The organism is Streptomyces sp. NPDC007872 (assembly GCF_042868165.1).
Lineage (GTDB): Bacteria > Actinomycetota > Actinomycetes > Streptomycetales > Streptomycetaceae > Streptomyces.
Genome location: NZ_JBIAEA010000010.1, coordinates 1 through 15,864, shown reverse-complemented (window position 1 = coordinate 15,864; position 15,864 = coordinate 1). Strand labels below are relative to the sequence as shown.

General features: G+C 72.6%; 16 protein-coding genes. 2 read left to right on the top strand and 14 right to left on the bottom strand.

The genetic code is table 11. The features are described from left to right. Positions 1 to 137 precede the first annotated feature (137 nt). Positions 138 to 710 carry a TIGR03086 family metal-binding protein gene (locus ACFYNX_RS28865; RefSeq protein ID WP_388665523.1) on the top strand — a complete coding sequence of 191 codons (573 nt, stop codon included), beginning with the start codon at positions 138 to 140 and terminating at the stop codon, positions 708 to 710. 22 nt (positions 711 to 732) lie between these two features. Here ACFYNX_RS28865 and ACFYNX_RS28860 read toward each other — a convergent pair whose 3' ends face one another. From ACFYNX_RS28860 to ACFYNX_RS28795, 14 genes are all read right to left on the bottom strand, one after another. Then, positions 733 to 1,491: a sirohydrochlorin chelatase gene (locus ACFYNX_RS28860; RefSeq protein WP_388665521.1), complete on the bottom strand. Its 759-nt coding sequence runs from the start codon at positions 1,489 to 1,491 to the stop codon at positions 733 to 735. A 13-nt stretch (positions 1,492 to 1,504) separates the two neighbouring features. Further along, positions 1,505 to 2,392: an ABC transporter permease gene (locus ACFYNX_RS28855; protein WP_388665519.1), complete on the bottom strand. Its 888-nt coding sequence runs from the start codon at positions 2,390 to 2,392 to the stop codon at positions 1,505 to 1,507. Then, positions 2,379 to 3,197: an ABC transporter ATP-binding protein gene (locus ACFYNX_RS28850; protein WP_365541600.1), complete on the bottom strand. Its 819-nt coding sequence runs from the start codon at positions 3,195 to 3,197 to the stop codon at positions 2,379 to 2,381. Before ACFYNX_RS28850 ends, ACFYNX_RS28855 begins: the two co-directional genes overlap by 14 nt. A 37-nt stretch (positions 3,198 to 3,234) precedes the next feature. Next, a complete protein-coding gene (locus ACFYNX_RS28845; RefSeq protein ID WP_388665516.1) occupies positions 3,235 to 4,374 on the bottom strand; it encodes an aliphatic sulfonate ABC transporter substrate-binding protein in 1,140 nt (379 codons plus the stop codon). Between the two features lie 211 nt (positions 4,375 to 4,585). After that, positions 4,586 to 5,929 carry a sulfate adenylyltransferase subunit 1 gene (locus ACFYNX_RS28840; protein WP_388665514.1) on the bottom strand — a complete coding sequence of 448 codons (1,344 nt, stop codon included), beginning with the start codon at positions 5,927 to 5,929 and terminating at the stop codon, positions 4,586 to 4,588. Then, positions 5,929 to 6,861 (bottom strand): sulfate adenylyltransferase subunit CysD, encoded by a 933-nt coding sequence (gene cysD, locus ACFYNX_RS28835; RefSeq protein WP_125664242.1) that lies wholly within the window; start codon positions 6,859 to 6,861, stop codon positions 5,929 to 5,931. The genes ACFYNX_RS28840 and cysD overlap by 1 nt, the downstream gene beginning before the upstream one ends. Beyond that, complete coding sequence (gene cysC, locus ACFYNX_RS28830; protein WP_388665512.1) at positions 6,858 to 7,439, bottom strand: adenylyl-sulfate kinase; 582 nt, start codon at positions 7,437 to 7,439, stop codon at positions 6,858 to 6,860. The genes cysD and cysC overlap by 4 nt, the downstream gene beginning before the upstream one ends. Further along, positions 7,439 to 8,146 (bottom strand): phosphoadenylyl-sulfate reductase, encoded by a 708-nt coding sequence (locus ACFYNX_RS28825; RefSeq protein WP_388665510.1) that lies wholly within the window; start codon positions 8,144 to 8,146, stop codon positions 7,439 to 7,441. Before ACFYNX_RS28825 ends, cysC begins: the two co-directional genes overlap by 1 nt. After that, positions 8,143 to 8,322: a hypothetical protein gene (locus ACFYNX_RS28820; RefSeq protein WP_388665508.1), complete on the bottom strand. Its 180-nt coding sequence runs from the start codon at positions 8,320 to 8,322 to the stop codon at positions 8,143 to 8,145. The genes ACFYNX_RS28825 and ACFYNX_RS28820 overlap by 4 nt, the downstream gene beginning before the upstream one ends. Continuing rightward, entirely contained in the window at positions 8,319 to 10,016 is a 1,698-nt protein-coding gene (locus ACFYNX_RS28815; RefSeq protein ID WP_388665506.1) for a nitrite/sulfite reductase, read from the bottom strand. The genes ACFYNX_RS28820 and ACFYNX_RS28815 overlap by 4 nt, the downstream gene beginning before the upstream one ends. 138 nt (positions 10,017 to 10,154) lie before the next feature. Continuing rightward, positions 10,155 to 10,238, bottom strand: a complete 84-nt coding sequence (locus ACFYNX_RS28810; RefSeq protein ID WP_310591794.1) for a putative leader peptide — start codon at positions 10,236 to 10,238, stop codon at positions 10,155 to 10,157. 170 nt (positions 10,239 to 10,408) lie between these two features. Continuing rightward, the gene (locus ACFYNX_RS28805) at positions 10,409 to 10,978 is read right to left on the bottom strand and encodes a GNAT family N-acetyltransferase (RefSeq protein ID WP_388665504.1); all 570 of its coding nucleotides are present in this window, start codon (positions 10,976 to 10,978) and stop codon (positions 10,409 to 10,411) included. Positions 10,979 to 11,128: 150 nt separating this feature from the next. Beyond that, complete coding sequence (locus ACFYNX_RS28800) at positions 11,129 to 12,415, bottom strand: GAF domain-containing protein (protein WP_388665502.1); 1,287 nt, start codon at positions 12,413 to 12,415, stop codon at positions 11,129 to 11,131. Between the two features lie 488 nt (positions 12,416 to 12,903). Next, positions 12,904 to 14,559, bottom strand: coding sequence for an acyl-CoA dehydrogenase family protein (locus tag ACFYNX_RS28795; RefSeq protein ID WP_388665500.1), 1,656 nt, complete (start codon positions 14,557 to 14,559; stop codon positions 12,904 to 12,906). Between the two features lie 17 nt (positions 14,560 to 14,576). On the opposite strand from ACFYNX_RS28795, the gene ACFYNX_RS28790 reads away from it, so the two are divergent. Further along, positions 14,577 to 15,710 (top strand): YihY/virulence factor BrkB family protein, encoded by a 1,134-nt coding sequence (locus ACFYNX_RS28790; RefSeq protein WP_125668022.1) that lies wholly within the window; start codon positions 14,577 to 14,579, stop codon positions 15,708 to 15,710. Positions 15,711 to 15,864: the final 154 nt, after the last annotated feature.

Sequence of the window (15,864 nt, the reverse complement as noted above, 5' to 3'; positions counted from 1 at the left end):
GGGCGGCGGATGCGGCGCCGGCGGAGGAGACGGAGGTGTCGCGAAAGCCGGGGTGTCACGAGAATCGGGATGTCGCGAAGGCCGGGGTGTCGCGAAAGTTCAAGACCGGGTGGCGGGCCGCTCCGTAGCGTCGGGGCATGAACGACATCCACACCCACCTCACCGTCTGCGCCGCCGAGGCGAGCCGGGTCGCCCGGGGCGTCACCGACGGGCAGCTCGCGGAGCCCTCCGTCTGTGACGGCTGGACCGTCCGCGAGCTCGCCAACCACCTGGTCGCCTACTCCGCGCACGGCCTCGAACACCGCGCCCTGCGGACCCCGCTCCCCGAGGAGACCGCCGAGCGGGACTTCGCCGGGGAGCCCGGCTGGGCCGGGGCGTACGCGGCCCGGCTCGACCGGGCGCTGGCCGCCTGGGAGCGGCCCGGGGCCTGGGAGGGCGAGGTCGACCTCGGGTCCACCGCGATGCCGGCCCCCGTGGTCGCGTCCCTGATCGTCAAGGAACTCGCCCTGCACGGCTGGGACCTGGCCCGCTCCACGGGCCAGGGGTTCGCGCTGCCGGAGGGGACGGCGGCCTTCGTCCTCGGCGTCGTCGAGGAGCACGCCGAGGTCTACCGCCAGTACGAGGGCTTCGCCACGCCGGTCGACGTCCCCGACGACGCCCCGCCGCTCGACCGCGCCCTGGCGATCAGCGGCCGGAACCCGAAGGGCTGACCGCCCGGTCGGCCGCGCCGCCTCAGACGGCCGCCGCCTCCACCCGCTCCGCCGCCCGCGCCGCCCCGTCGTACCGGGCGAGCAGCAGTCGGGCCAGCTCGGGCGAGGGGCCGAGCACGTCCGCGAGGACGTCCGCCTCCGCCGCGCCCGCGGCGATCCGGTCCGGGAGGCGTCCCGGCGCGATCACGTACGGGGCGACCGCCACCCGCCGGACGCCCGGTTCGGCGCGCAGCGCCCGTACGGCGTCCTCCGCGCGGGGGAAGCCCCCGGCAGTCACAGCGGAGGCGAACGCGGGCCGCACGGAGCACCAACCGGTGCGCCGCAGCTCCCGCGCCGTTTCTGCGATCACCGCGATCGCCTCCGGGTCGGTGGAGCCCGCCGAGGCCAGGACGACCCCGGTCGCGCTCTTGTCGCCGGGCGCGAGCCCGGCCTCGTACAGCCGCCGTTCCACCGCCGCGACGAGCAGCGGCGACGGGCCCAGGACCTCCGCCTGCCGGATCCGCAGGGAGGCGGGGGCCTGCCGCAGGACGGCCGGCACGTCCGCCTTCGCGTGGAAGGCCCGGGTCAGCAGCAGCGGCAGCGCCACCACGTCCCGTGCCCCCTCGGCGGCGAGCCGGTCGAGGACCCCCGTCACCGACGGCAGGTTGAAGTCCAGGAACGCCGTCTCCACGCGCAGTCCCGGCCGCAGCGCGCCGGCCCGGCGCACCAGCGCCTGGACGGTGGCCGCGTGCCGCGGGTCGCGGCTGCCGTGGGCGATCACGAGGAGGACAGGGTGGTTCATGGTGGTTCAGAGCTCACTTCACGAGCAGGCCGCGGCTGCGGAGCACCCACCGCTCCAGCGGGCTGAAGATCAGCAGGTCGATCGCGATGCCGACGACCAGGATCAGCAGGATCGCCAGGAACACGCCGGGCAGGTCGATGTTGTTGCGGCCGTTCTCCAGGAGCTGGCCCAGGCCCAGGCCCAGGTCGGGCGAGGAGGCGATGATCTCCGCGGCCATCAGCGAGCGCCAGGAGAACGCCCAGCCCTGCTTCAGGCCCGCCAGGTAGCCGGGCAGCGCGGCCGGCAGGACCACGTGCCAGGTGCCCTTGAGGCCGGTGGCGCCCATGGTGCGGCCGGCCCGCAGGAACAGCGGCGGGACCTGGTCCACGCCGGAGACCAGACCGTTGGCGATGGACGGGACGGCGCCGAGCAGGATGACGGTGAACATCATCGCGTCGTTCAGGCCGAACCAGAGCACGGCCGGCGGCACCCACGCCACCGAGGGCAGCGACTGCAGACCGGACAGGATCGGGCCGATCGCGGCGCGCACGAACTTCACCCGGGCCACGAGCAGGCCCAGCGGGGTGCCGATGGCCAGGGCCAGCAGGAAGCCGGCCAGGCCGCGGGACACGCTGGTCCAGATGACCTCCAGGAGGGTGCCCTGGAGCCACATGTCGACCAGGCCGTCCCACACCGCGGACGGCGCGGGCAGCTTGGTCTCCTCGGTGATCCCCGCCGAGACGAGGACCTGCCAGACGACGAGGACCAGGGCGACGGCGAGGGTGGGCGGGAGGACCTTCTTGACGAGGACCTCGCGGACCGGGGTGCGGCGGATCTCGACCGCGTCCAGGGCGTCGAGCCCGGCCTCCAGACCGGCGAGGTCGTCCGCCTTGGCCTTCGGGACGGTGTCAGTGCTGGCCATGGCGGCGGATCTCCCCACGCAGGTGTTCAGTGATCTCGACGGACAGCTCGGCCACGTTCGCGTCCTCGATGCGGCGCGGCTGCGGGATGTCCACGGTCCACTCCTTGGCCACCCGGCCGGGCCGGGAGGAGAGCAGGACCACGCGCTGGGCGAGGCGCACGGCCTCGCGCACGTTGTGGGTGACGAAGAGGACGGACAGGTTCCCCGCGGCGGAGCCGCTGGTGTTCGCGGCTTCCCAGATGCGGGTGAGCTCGCCGTGCAGCACGTCACGCGTGATGGCGTCGAGGGCCGCGAACGGCTCGTCCATCAGAAGCAGTCGGCTGTCCTGGGCCAGCGCCCGGGCGAGGGCCACCCGCTGCCGCATGCCGCCGGACAGCTCGTGCACCCGCTTGCCGTACGCGCCGCCGAGCCGGACGAGTTCGAGCAGCCGCTCGGCCTCCGGCCGTCGCTCGGCCCGGGGCACCCCGCGCAGCCGCAGGGCCAGTTCGATGTTCTTGCCCGCGGTCAGCCACGGGAAGAGGGCGTGCTCCTGGAACATCAGGGCCGGCCGGCCGCCCGGGGTCGCGATGGACCCCTGGGTCGGCCGGTCGAGCCCCGCGACCAGGTTGAGCAGGGTGGACTTGCCGCACCCCGAGGCCCCCAGGATGGTGACGAACTCGCCGGGCGCGACGTCGAGGCTGACGTCGTCCAGGACGAGCTGGGTACCGGCCGGGCCGGAGAAGGACTTCGAGACGTGCTCGATCCGGGCGGCGTGCGTCCGCTCCGCCGCCGTGCCCTCGGCCGCCTTGGCGAGCGTCGTGGCCATGGTCGTCACCTCCTGGGGTTCGTGGGTTCGCCGGTGGTTACTTGACGCCGAGACCGGCGTCGGAGACCTCGGGCTTGCCGGCGGCCTTCAGCACCTTGTTGAGGAGCGTCAGGTCGTAGATGCCGGCCAGGTCGGGCTGCTTGATGAGCTGCGCCTTGACCGCCCACTCGGACTGGGTCTTCAGCGTCGCGGCCAGCGGGTCGTCGGTGATCGCGATGCTGGGCCACGCCGGGTCGATGACCTTGGCGTCCAGGGCCTTGCCGCCGAGGCTCTTCAGCGCCGCGTTGGCCGACTCCTTGGCCTTGTCCGGGTTGGCGTTGATCCACTCGTTGGTCTTCACCGTCCCCTTGAGCACGGCCTCGACGACGTCCGGGTGCTCCGTGAGGAACTTCTGCGACACGATGATGTTCGTGATCACGAACTTCTTGTCGGGCCACAGGGTGGTCTCGTCCAGGAGGACGGAGCCGCCCTGGGAGACCAGCTTGGACGCGGTCGGCTCGGGCACCCAGGCGCCGTCGATCGAGCCGGACTTGAAGGCGTCCGGGGTGACCTTGTTGTCCGTGCGGACGACCGAGACGTCGCCCTTGCCGGACTCGGGGTCGACCTTCCAGCCCTTCTCGGCGATCCAGTTGAGGAGCGCGACGTCCTGCGTGTTGCCCTTCTGCGGGGTGGCGATCCTCTTGCCCTTGAGGTCGTCCAGGGTCTTGATCCTGTCCGGGTTCACGACCAGCTTCACGCCGCCGGAGGCGGAGCCGGAGATGATCCGCAGGTTCTTGCCCTTGGACTTGACGTAGGCGTTGATGGAGGGCGAGGGACCGATGAAGCCGATGTCGAGGGAGCCGCCGTTGAGCGCCTCGATCTCGGACGGGCCGGCGTTGAAGGTCTGGGGCTTCAGCGCGGTGCCGCCCAGCTCCTTCTGGATCAGGCCGTCCTGGACGCCGATCAGCGCGGTGGCGTGCGTCAGGTTCGGGAAGTAGCCGAGCCGCACCTCGGAGGCGGAGAGCTTCTTCGCGTCGGACGCGACCGGAGCCTTCTTGTCGGAGGACTCGTCCTTCTTCGCGTCGGAGCCGTAGCCGCAGGAGGCGAGCGCGCCGATCAGCAGGGGCAGGGCGGCGGCTGCGGCGATGCCGCCGCGCAGCGACTTACGGGTGGTGCGGGAGTTTCCGGTGGCAGACACGCGAGGCTTTCCTCTCGGCACGTGGTCTCATGACGCACGTCTTCGGCGGTGGGACGGGGACGGATACGGCTCGTGGGGGGTGTGGGCGCGCGAGCGGTGCGCGTACGTCATCGCGCACATCGCGCCACCCCTCCCTGGCCGCTGCCGAGGGTGCCGCTGCCGACGCGGCCCCCCTCCTTCGCGAAGGTCGAGTAGATGTCGGAGAGCATGTCTAGAAGTCCCATCCTTCCTCGTCCTCGGTCGCCGCGACGGCCTTGGCGGTGGCGAAGGACTCGCCCGCCATGCCGGCCGCGAGCGTGGTGCCGTCCGCCGGGTCGATCAGCAGGAACGAACCGGTGCGGCGGGAGTCCGCGTACGCGTCGAGCGCGAGCGGCTCGGCGGTGCGGACCACGACCCGGCCGATGTCGTTGGCGACCAACTGCCCCGGAGCCGGGTGCTGGGAGAGGTCGTCCAGGGTCAGCCGCGAGGGGATGTCCTTGACGATCGCCTTGACCGTACGGGTGGTGTGCTTGAGCAGGACCCGCTGGCCGACCGCGAGCGGCCGGTCCGCCACGTGGCAGACGGTCGCCTCGACGTCCTGGCTGGTGGCCGGGGCGTCACCGGTCGGGGCGAGCAGGTCGCCGCGCGAGATGTCGATGTCGTCCGCGAGCCGGATCGTCACCGACTGCGGCGCCCACGCGATGTCGACGGCCTCGCCGAGCGCGTCGATCGCCGTGATCGTGGAGGTCTTCCCGGACGGCAGTACGGTGACCTCCTCGCCGACCCGGAAGGCACCGGCGGCGATCTGCCCGGCGTAGCCCCGGTAGTCGGGGTGCTCGGCGGTCTGCGGGCGGATCACGTACTGCACGGGGAACCGGGCGTGGCAGGCCGTCAGGTCGTGGCTGACCGGGACCGTCTCCAGGTGCTCCAGGACCGTCGGGCCGCCGTACCAGTCCATGTTCGCCGACGGCTCCACGACGTTGTCGCCGGCGAGCGCCGAGATCGGGATCGCCGTGATCTCCGGGACGCCCAGCTCGGAGGCGTACGTGGTGAACTCCTCGGCGATGGCGGCGAAGACGGGCTCGGCGTAGTCGACGAGGTCCATCTTGTTCACGGCCAGGACCACGTGCGGGACGCGGAGCAGGGCGGCGACGGCGGCGTGCCGGCGGGTCTGCTCGACGACGCCGTTGCGCGCGTCGACCAGGACCACGGCCAGCTCGGCGGTGGAGGCGCCGGTGACCATGTTCCGGGTGTACTGCACGTGCCCGGGGGTGTCGGCCAGGATGAACCGGCGCCGGGTCGTGGCGAAGTAGCGGTAGGCCACGTCGATGGTGATGCCCTGCTCGCGCTCGGCCCGCAGGCCGTCGGTGAGCAGCGCCAGGTCGGGCGCCTCCTGGCCGCGGGAGCGCGAGGCGTGCTCCACGGCCTCCAACTGGTCGGCGAGGACCGACTTGGAGTCGTGCAGGAGCCGGCCCACCAGGGTGGACTTGCCGTCGTCGACGGAACCGGCGGTCGCGAAGCGCAGCAGGGTGGTGGCCGCCGACAGGTCGGCCGGCTGCTCGGTGGACGTGCTCATTAGAAGTACCCTTCGCGCTTGCGGTCTTCCATCGCGGCCTCGGACAGCTTGTCGTCGGCCCGGGTGGCGCCCCGCTCGGTGAGCCGGGAGGCGGCGATCTCGGCGATCACCGCGTCGAGCGTGGTGGCGTCGGAGTCCACTGCACCGGTGCAGGACATGTCCCCGACCGTGCGGTAGCGGATCAGCCGGGTCTCGACCGTCTCGGTCTCCTTCGGGCCGCCCCACTCGCCGGCGGTCAGCCACATGCCGTTGCGGGCGAACACCTCGCGCTCGTGCGCGAAGTAGATCTCCGGCAGCTCGATCCCCTCGCGCTGGATGTACTGCCACACGTCCAGCTCGGTCCAGTTGGACAGCGGGAAGACGCGCACGTGCTCGCCGGGGGCGTGCCGGCCGTTGTAGAGCTGCCACAGTTCCGGGCGCTGGCGGCGCGGGTCCCACTGCGAGAACTCGTCGCGCAGGGAGAAGACGCGCTCCTTGGCGCGGGCCTTCTCCTCGTCGCGCCGTCCGCCGCCGAAGACGGCGTCGAACCGGTGCTCCTGGATGGCCTCGGTCAGCGGCACGGTCTGGAGCGGGTTGCGGGTGCCGTCGGGGCGCTCGCGGAGCTTCCCGGCGTCGATGTACTCCTGTACGGAGGCCACGTGCAGCCGCAGCCCGTGCCGCTCGACCGTGCGGTCGCGGTACTCGATGACCTCGGGGAAGTTGTGCCCGGTGTCGACGTGGAGCAGCGTGAACGGCACCGGCGCGGGCGCGAACGCCTTCAGGGCCAGGTGCAGCATGACGATGGAGTCCTTGCCGCCGGAGAACAGGATCACCGGCCGCTCGAACTCCCCCGCCACCTCGCGGAAGATGTGCACCGCCTCGGACTCCAGGGAGTCCAGGTGCGACAGGGCGAACGAGCCGTCGGTCGTGTGGACGTGGGCGACAGTGGTCACAGCAGGCCCTTCTCGGTGAGCAGCGCGTGGAGCCGCTCCGCGGACTCCCGCACGGTCTGGTCCTGGGACTCGATCCGCAGGTCGGGCGCCTCGGGGGCCTCGTAGGGGTCGTCGACCCCGGTGAGCCCGCTGATCTCGCCCGCCGCCTGCTTGGCGTACAGGCCCTTCACGTCACGGACGGAGCAGACCTCGACGGGGGTGGCCACGTGCACCTCGACGAAGGCGGTGCCCTCCGCCTGGTGGCGCTTGCGGACGGCCTCGCGGCTGTCGGCGTACGGGGCGATGACCGGCACGAGGACCTTCACGCCGTGCGAGGCGAGCAGCTCGGCGACGAAGCCGATCCGCTGCACGTTGGTGTGCCGGTCCTCGCGGGTGAAGCCGAGGCCCGCCGAGAGGAACTCGCGGATCTCGTCGCCGTCGAGGACCTCGACGCGGTGGCCCTCGTCGCGCAGTCGCCCGGCCAGCTCGTACGCGATCGTGGTCTTGCCGGCGCTCGGCAGGCCGGTGAGCCAGATGGTGGCACCGGTCACGTGGTTCTCCCGGGAGGTCGCTGAAGGGGGGTGGGGGGTCATGGTCATCAGCCGTGCAGCCCGCACTCGGTCTTGGCGCGGCCCGCCCAGCGTCCGGCGCGGGCGTCCTCGCCCTCCAGGACGCGGCGGGTGCAGGGGGCGCAGCCGACGGAGGCGTACCCGTCCATGAGGAGCGGGTTGGTGAGGACGCCGTGCTCCGTCACGTACGCGTCGACGTCGTCCTGCGTCCAGCGGGCGATGGGCGAGACCTTGACCTTGCGGCGCTTCTCGTCCCAGCCGACGACCGGGGTGTTCGCCCGGGTCGGGGACTCGTCGCGGCGCAGACCGGTGGCCCACGCGCGGTACGCGGTCAGCCCCTCTTCGAGGGGGGCGACCTTGCGCAGCGCGCAGCACCGGTCGGGGTCGCGGTCGTGCAGCTTCGGACCGTACTCGGCGTCCTGCTCGGCCACGGACTGACGCGGGGTCAGGGTGATGACGCGGACGTCCATGACGGCGTCCACGGCGTCGCGGGTGCCGATGGTCTCCTCGAAGTGGTAGCCCGTGTCGAGGAAGACGACGTCCACGCCGGGGCGGACCCGGGAGGCGAGGTGGGCGACGACCGCGTCCTCCATGGAGGAGGTGACGCAGAAGCGCTCGCCGAAGGTGTCGACGGCCCACCGGAGGATCTCCGTCGCGGAGGCGTCCTCCAGCTCGCGGCCGGCCCGCTCGGCGAGTGCCTTGAGGTCGGCCTCGGTGACGTCCTGAGCGATCGTCATATGTCGTCCCCTCCAGAGGTTCCGTCCGAAGTCCCCGGGGCGAGCAGCCCCAGGAACTTCAACTGGAAGGCCCGGCTGCACGCGGCGCATTCCCAGGCGCCGTGACCCCGCTCGTTGGGACGCAGGTCCTCGTCGCCGCAGTAGGGGCAGAAGAAGGGCGCGGCACGCTCGCTCATGACAGCGCCTCCTCGGACGCGCGGGACGCCCAGGTCGCGAAGCGCTCGCCGGTCTCGCGCTCCGCCTGGAAGCGCTTGAGGACCCGCTCCACGTAGTCGGGGAGCTCGGCCGCGGTGACCTTGAGGCCGCGGACCTTGCGGCCGAAGCCGGCCTCCAGGCCGAGCGCGCCGCCCAGGTGCACCTGGTAGCCCTCGACGCGGTTGCCCTCGTCGTCCAGGACGAGCTGGCCCTTGAGGCCGATGTCCGCGACCTGGATGCGGGCGCAGGCGTTCGGGCAGCCGTTGATGTTGATGGTCAGCGGCTCGTCGAACTCCGGGATCCGGCGCTCCAGCTCGTCGATGAGCGAGGAGCCGCGGCCCTTCGTCTCGACGATCGCCAGCTTGCAGAACTCGATGCCGGTGCAGGCCATCGTGCCGCGCCGGAAGGGCGAGGGGGTGACCCGCAGGTCGAGTGCCTCCAGGCCGGCGACCAGCGAGTCGACCTGCTCCTCCTCGACGTCCAGGACGAGCATCTTCTGCTCGGCGGTGGTGCGGACCCGGCCGGAGCCGTGCGCCTCGGCGACCTCGGCGATCTTCGTCAGGGTGGCGCCGTCGACGCGGCCGACGCGGGGCGCGAAGCCGACGTAGAACCGGCCGTCCTTCTGCCGGTGCACGCCGACGTGGTCGCGCCAGCGGCCGGCGGGCTCCTCGGGGGCCGGACCGTCCGTCAGCTTCCGCTTCAGGTACTCGTCCTCCAGGACCCGGCGGAACTTCTCCGCGCCCCAGTCGGCGACGAGGAACTTCAGGCGGGCGCGGTTGCGCAGCCGGCGGTAGCCGTAGTCGCGGAAGATCGAGATGACGCCCTCGTACACGTCGGGCACCTCGTCGAGCGAGACCCAGGTGCCGAGGCGGACGCCGAGCTTGGGGTTGGTGGAGAGCCCGCCGCCGACCCACACGTCGAAGCCGGGACCGTGCTCCGGGTGGCGCACGCCGACGAAGGCGATGTCGTTGATCTCGTGCGCCACGTCGAGCAGCGGCGAGCCGGAGACCGCCGACTTGAACTTGCGGGGCAGGTTGGAGAAGTCCTTGTTGCCGACGATCCGGCGGTGGATCTCGTCGATGGCGGGAGTGCCGTCGACGATCTCGTCGGCGGCGATGCCGGCGACGGGGGAGCCGAGGATGACGCGCGGGGTGTCGCCGCAGGCCTCGGTGGTGGACAGGCCGACCGCCTCCAGGCGGTTCCAGATCTCGGGGACGTCCTCGATGCGGATCCAGTGGTACTGGACGTTCTGCCGGTCCGTGATGTCGGCGGTGCCCCGGGCGAACTCCTCGGAGATCTCGCCGACGACCCGCAGTTGTTCGGTGGTCAGCCGGCCGCCGTCGATGCGGACCCGGAGCATGAAGTACTCGTCGTCCAGCTCCTCCGGCTCCAGAACGCCCGTCTTGGTGCCGTCCAGACCCTGCTTGCGCTGGGTGTAGAGGCCCCACCAGCGCATGCGTCCGCGCAGGTCGTTGGGGTCGATGGAGTGGAATCCGCGCTTCGAGTAGACCGTCTCAATACGTGTCCGCACATTGAGACCGTCGTCGTCCTTCTTGAACTGCTCATTGCCGTTCAGGGGGGTGAAGTGCCCCACGGCCCACTGACCCTCGCCACGGTGACGCCCGGCCTTGCGGCGGGCGGCGGCGGGGGTGGGGTCTTCCGGGGTGGCGGCCATGGCGTTTCGTCCTTCGGGACTGCGAGAGGGCGGCTCTGACCTGCACACACGCGCGCTCGGTTCAGAGGGTGGCGCGGCGGTGCGCAGCAGGAGGGGGCAGAGTCGGGTGGAAAAGTGATCGCGGCGGTGCTGGTTCTCTCAGCGCGCCGGACAGATGGCGCTGGACATGCGGCCGAGGTCGACGTGCCGCCGACTCACCAAGGCAATTCCAGTTCCAGACATGGCGGAAGCGTGTCACGGGACTTTGGAACCAGTCCAGCATCGTCCAGGATATGGACATTGTCGTCTCGCAGAACGAGATGGTGTGTTCTGGGTCACGCGAAGGGGGGTGGTGAGGGGCCCGGGAAGAGGCCCAGGAGGGGGACCCGAGGGCCCCCTTTCGCCGACTGGTCTCAGGCGTACGCGCCGGGCCATGGGCCGGGCGTCCCGGTCTCCTCGGCCTGCTCCACCTTGGTGTCGAACAGCCGGAAGCCGCGCCGCTCGTAGTTGGCCATGGCGTGCGGGCCGTCGAGCGAGCAGGTGTGCAGCCAGACGCGCTTCGTGGCCTCCCGTCCGGGCCAGCGCTCGGCCAGGTCCCAGGCGCGGGCCGTCCCGTACGACAGGAGGTGCCCGCCGATCCGGCGGCCCCGGAAGGCCGGGATCAGGCCGAAGTAGACGATCTCCACCACGCCGTCGGCCTGGGCCTCCAGCTCCACGTACCCGGCCGGCGTCCCCCTGTCGTACGCCACCCAGATCTCGGCACCCGGCTTCTCGACGATCTCCTGCCACTGCTTGTACGTCAGGGACAGGCGGTCGGACCAGCGGATGTCGCCGCCGACGGCGGTGTAGAGGAAGCGGCTGAACTCCGCCGACGGCACCTCGGCGCGCCGGACCACCACGTCGTCGCCCTCCGGCGGGGTGGCGGGACGCAGGTCGGACGGGGAGGTCTGTTCGAGGGACCAGGTGGTGAGAGTGATGCTCATGGGGTCATCGCATCATGCGGGGCGCGCGATGCCCAGGGCGGCCCCGGGGGAGGGGAGGCCCGGGGGAGACGGTTGTCCGCATGGTGGACGGGGGTGCCGTACGGTCGGGTCTCCTGCGCCACCGGGCGCGGGCGGGGCCCGTACCGCCGGCTACCCCGCCGCCCCGGCCCGCACCGCCGGTGCCGTCGAGTGGGGCAGCAGGTCCGACGGCGACTCCGGGCGCAGGACCTCCACGGTCACCTCCTCGCGGAAGCGGTACGGGCGGTGGGCCAGGACCCCCGCGAGGGTCCGGCGCACCCGGGACATCTCGGCCCGTACGGTCACCGTCCTCGTCCGGTCCCCGAACACGTCCTCCGCCAGCTCCGCCGCCGTCCGCCCGTCCCGGTGCAGCGCCAGGAGGTAGAGCAGCTCGGCGTGCCGGGGACTGAGCTCCTGCTGCCAGCCGCCCGCGGGACCCGAGACGGACACCGTCCAGCGGCGCGGCCGGCTCAGGTCGAGCACCACCCGCTGCGCCGCCTCCGCGTCCGGCGTCCCGGCCTCCTCCTCGACCCGCAGCAGCCATCCGCCCGGCAGCGCCTCCACCGCGCACGCCCCGAGCGAGGGGAGCCGGACCCGTCCGGCGCGGAAGGACTTCGGCAGCGGGACGCGGTCCACCGGCGCGAGCCCGGTCACCGCCGCCGTCCAGCCGTACGGGTCCACCACGACGGCCCGGCCGCCCACCCGGCACAGGACCGGCGCGGCGACGGCCCGCAGCCGCTCGACCGACCGGCGGTGCCGCTCGCGCATCTCGGCCTCGGCGAGCTGGGCCACCGAGTCGACCAGGGCCAGCATCGCCGGATGGAAGGTGGACGCCGGGCCGCTCACGTCGAGGATCCCCAGGAGCCGCCGGTCGCGCGGATCGCGCACGGGCGCGGCGGCGCAGGTCCAGTCGTGCAGGGTGTGGAGGTAGTGCTCGGCGGAGTGGACCTGCACCGCCCGGCCGAGGGCGAGCGCCGTGCCGACCGCGTTGGTCCCGGTCGTGCGCTCGGTCCAGGCCGCGCCCTCCTCCAGACAGATGCCGTTCGCCCGCCGCAGCACCCCGGCGTTCCCCTGCCGCCACAGCACCCGGCCGTGCTCGTCGGTGACGACCATGATCTGGAGGGAGGCGTCGGCGATGCCGGCGAGGCCGCGGGTCAGGGTCTGCATGACCTCGGCGAGGAGCGTGGTCCTGCGCCGTTCCTCCAGCTCGTCGCGGCGGAGCAGCACGCTGCTGGTGCCCCGGTCGGGGTCGAGACCGAGCCGGGCCATCCGCTGCCAGGAGGCGTCGATGACCGGACGGGGCGCGACGGGCGGGGTCCGGCCCGCCAGGGTCTCCTCGCGCACGCGGTGCAGCAGCCTGGCGGCCCGGGCGGTGTCCATGGCGGCCAGCCGCCCCATGTCGAGCCGCGTGTTCTTCATTAGTCCCTCCCAGCCACCCGGGGTGCTGTAACGGTTCTGCACAGGGCAGACGACCGGAGCGCGCACAGGGGCGGACGTCCGGAGCGTCGCTGCCCATCGTGCCGCCCGGGACCGTCCGGCGAGACCCGGTTCGGGTAATCCTGCAACCCTTTGCAACTCTCGCCCTCACCCGCCCCCCTGGGCGAGGCTTGTGCGAGCGGCGGGTGGTGCCGTGTCGGCGCAGCACCACCCCCGCTTCTTCGCGCACCCGCCCCGTGGGCCGACTGCTTGCCCGAGCCATGGGCCGACCGCCTGCCCGCGCCGCGAGCCGACCGCCTGCCCGAGCCACGCGCCCGCGCCGCGAGCCGACCACCCGCCCGAGCCACGCGCCCGCGCCGCGAGCCGACCACCCGCCCGAGCCACGCGCCCGAGCCGCAAGCCGACCACCCGCCCGAGCCACGTGCCCGCGCCGCGAGCCGGTCGCCCGCCCGCGCCACAGACCTCCGCCGTCACACCTCCACCCGCGCCCGCTCCACCACCGACCGCAGGTCCAGGGTGTGCGGCAGCGTGCCGAAGGCCGCGCCGCCGTCCCCGCCGAGCCGCGCCGCGCAGAACGCGTCAGCGACCTCCGGTGGCGCCCACCGCACGAGCAGCGCCCCCTGGAGCACCAGGGCCATCCGCTCCACGAGCCGCCGCGCCCGCGCCTCGATGCCGTCCAGGTCCGCCAGTTCGGCGAGCAGGTCCCGTACCGCCCGGTCGAAGCGGTGGTCCGCGCCCCGCGCCGCCCCGACCTCCCGCAGGAACGCGTCGAGCGAGAGCGGTTCGGTCCGCAGCACCCGCACCACGTCCAGGGCCTGCACGTTCCCCGAGCCCTCCCAGACCGAGTTGAGCGGCGACTCCCGCAGCAGCCGGGGCATCCCCGACTCCTCCACGTACCCATTGCCGCCCAGGCACTCCAGCGCCTCGGTCACCACCGGCGTACACCGCTTGGTCACCCAGTACTTCGCCACCGGCACCGCGATCCGCAGCAGCGCCCGCTCCCGCGCGGCGTCCTCCCCGCCGCCCTCGGCCGCGTCGTACGCCGCCGCGAGCCGCATCCCCAGGACCGTCGCCGCCTCCGACTCCAGGGCCAGGTCCGCGAGCACGTTCCGCATCAGCGGCTTCTCGGCCAGCGGCCCGCCGAAGGCGCTCCGGTACGAGCAGTGGTGGACGGCCTGCGCCACCGCCTGCCGCATCAGCGCCGCCGAGCCGAGCACGCAGTCGAGCCGGGTCGCCGCCACCATCCCCATGACCGAGCGGATCCCGCGCCCCTCCTCGCCGATCCGGCGCGCCCAGGTCGTGCCGTCGAACTCGACCTCGGCCGAGGCGTTCGACCGGTTGCCCAGCTTGTCCTTCAGTCGCTGGATCGCGAAGGCGTTGCGCGAGCCGTCCGCGAGCACCCGGGGCACCAGGAAGCACGTCAGGCCCGCCGGGGCCTGCGCCAGGACCAGGAAGGCGTCCGACATCGGCGCCGAGCAGAACCACTTGTGCCCGGTCAGGACGTACTCGCCCGCCGCCGCCAGCGGGCTCGCCTCCGTCGTGTTCGCCCGGACGTCGCTGCCGCCCTGCTTCTCCGTCATCGCCATCCCGAGCAGGGCGCCCGGCTTCTCCGCGACGGGCAGCAGCGCCCGCTCGTACACGCGCGAGCGGGCCGCCGGCTCCCACACCCCGGCGAGCTCCGGCTCGATCCGCAGCGCGGGCACCGCCGCGTGGGTCATGGACAGCGGGCAGCCGTGCCCGGCCTCCGCCTGCGTCGCCACCAGGAAACCGGCCGCCCGCCGCACGTGCCCGCCCGGCAGGTCCCACGCGTCGGTCAGCCCGGCCGACACGGAACGGCCCAGGATCCGGTGCCAGGCCGGATGGAAGCGGACCTCGTCCACCCGGTGGCCGTAGCGGTCGTGGGTCCGCAGCCGGGGCGGGTTCTCGTTCGCCTGCTCGCCCCACTCCCGCACCTGCTCCGAACCCGTCGCCCGGCCGAGCAGCGCGAGCGACTCCCGGGCCTCGTCGAGGAGCTCCGGGGCGAGGTGCCGCCCGACCGCCTCGGCCAGGGCACGGTCGCCCGTGAAGACGTCGTACCCCACCAGGGGAGGGGGCTGATTGGTCACTGTGTGGGTGGTCCGCGCCATGCGGATACGGTAAGCAGGTGCAGGCAGCAAGAGAAACACCCGAACGGCCCGAGCGGCCCGAGCGGCGGCCCGGGAGCAGGCTCCACCGCGCCCGCGTCCTCTACCGCAACGTCTCGAAGCGGAAGATGGTCTGGCTGCTCCTCAAGGACACCGTCAACTCGTGCATCGAGTACCGGATCCTCGGTCTCGCCGCCGAGGCGGCGTTCTTCACCCTGCTGTCCCTGCCGCCCCTGCTCCTCGGCCTGATCGCCCTCCTGGGCTACGCCGACGACTGGACCAACACCGACACCGTCACCAGCATCCAGGAGAACATCCTCCGCGCCGCCGGGACGGTCCTCTCCGACCGGGGCGTCGAGGAGATCGCCAAACCGGTCCTGGACGACGTCACCCGGGGCAAACGGCCCGACCTGATCTCCCTGGGCTTCGCCATCGCCCTCTGGTCCGGCTCCCGCGCGGTGAACGTCTTCATCGACACCATCACCGTCATGTACGGGCTCGACGGCCACCGCGGCATCGTGAAGACCCGGCTCCTCGCCTTCCTGCTCTACCTCGTGGCCCTGGTCATCGGCGCCGTCGTGCTGCCGCTCGCCGTCGTCGGCCCCGACCGGGTCGTCGAGCTCGTCCCCTGGGGGACGGAGGTCGTCTCCGTCCTCTACTGGCCGGCCGTCATCCTCCTCTCCATCGCCTTCCTCACCACGCTCTACCACGTGTCCGTGCCCGTGCGGTCGCCGTGGATCGAGGACATCCCCGGCGCCCTCGTCGCGCTCGCCATGTGGACCCTCGGCAGCTTCCTGCTGCGGATCTACCTGACCAGCCAGGTCGAGGGCCCCACCATCTACGGCTCCCTCGCCGCGCCCATCGCCGTCCTCCTCTGGATCGGCGTCTCCGCCTTCGCCGTCCTCGTCGGCGCCGCCGTCAACGCCGCCATCGACCGCGTCTGGCCCTCCGTCGCCACCGCCGCCGCCCGCGAGGCCAACGAACGCGCCCGCGCCGTCCAGGCCGCAGAACTCGTCGCCCGCGTCCGGGCCGAGGCGGAGGACGTCGACGAGGACGACCCGGACATGCCCTCCGAGTTCCCCGAACGCTGGTCGAAGTTCCTGCCCCCGGACGACGTGAAGTCCCGTCTGCACTCGAACTGGGAGAAGGACTGAGCTCCGAGGAGGCGTCGTGGTCCCTCTTCAATTCGGTGGTGCCGCCGCCCGGGATGCGGCTAAGGGCTTGCAGATCATCAAGGTGTTGCTTCCCGTGCTGGCGCTCGTTGGTGTGGTATGCGCATCCCGGACGAGACTCGTGACCAACTCTCTG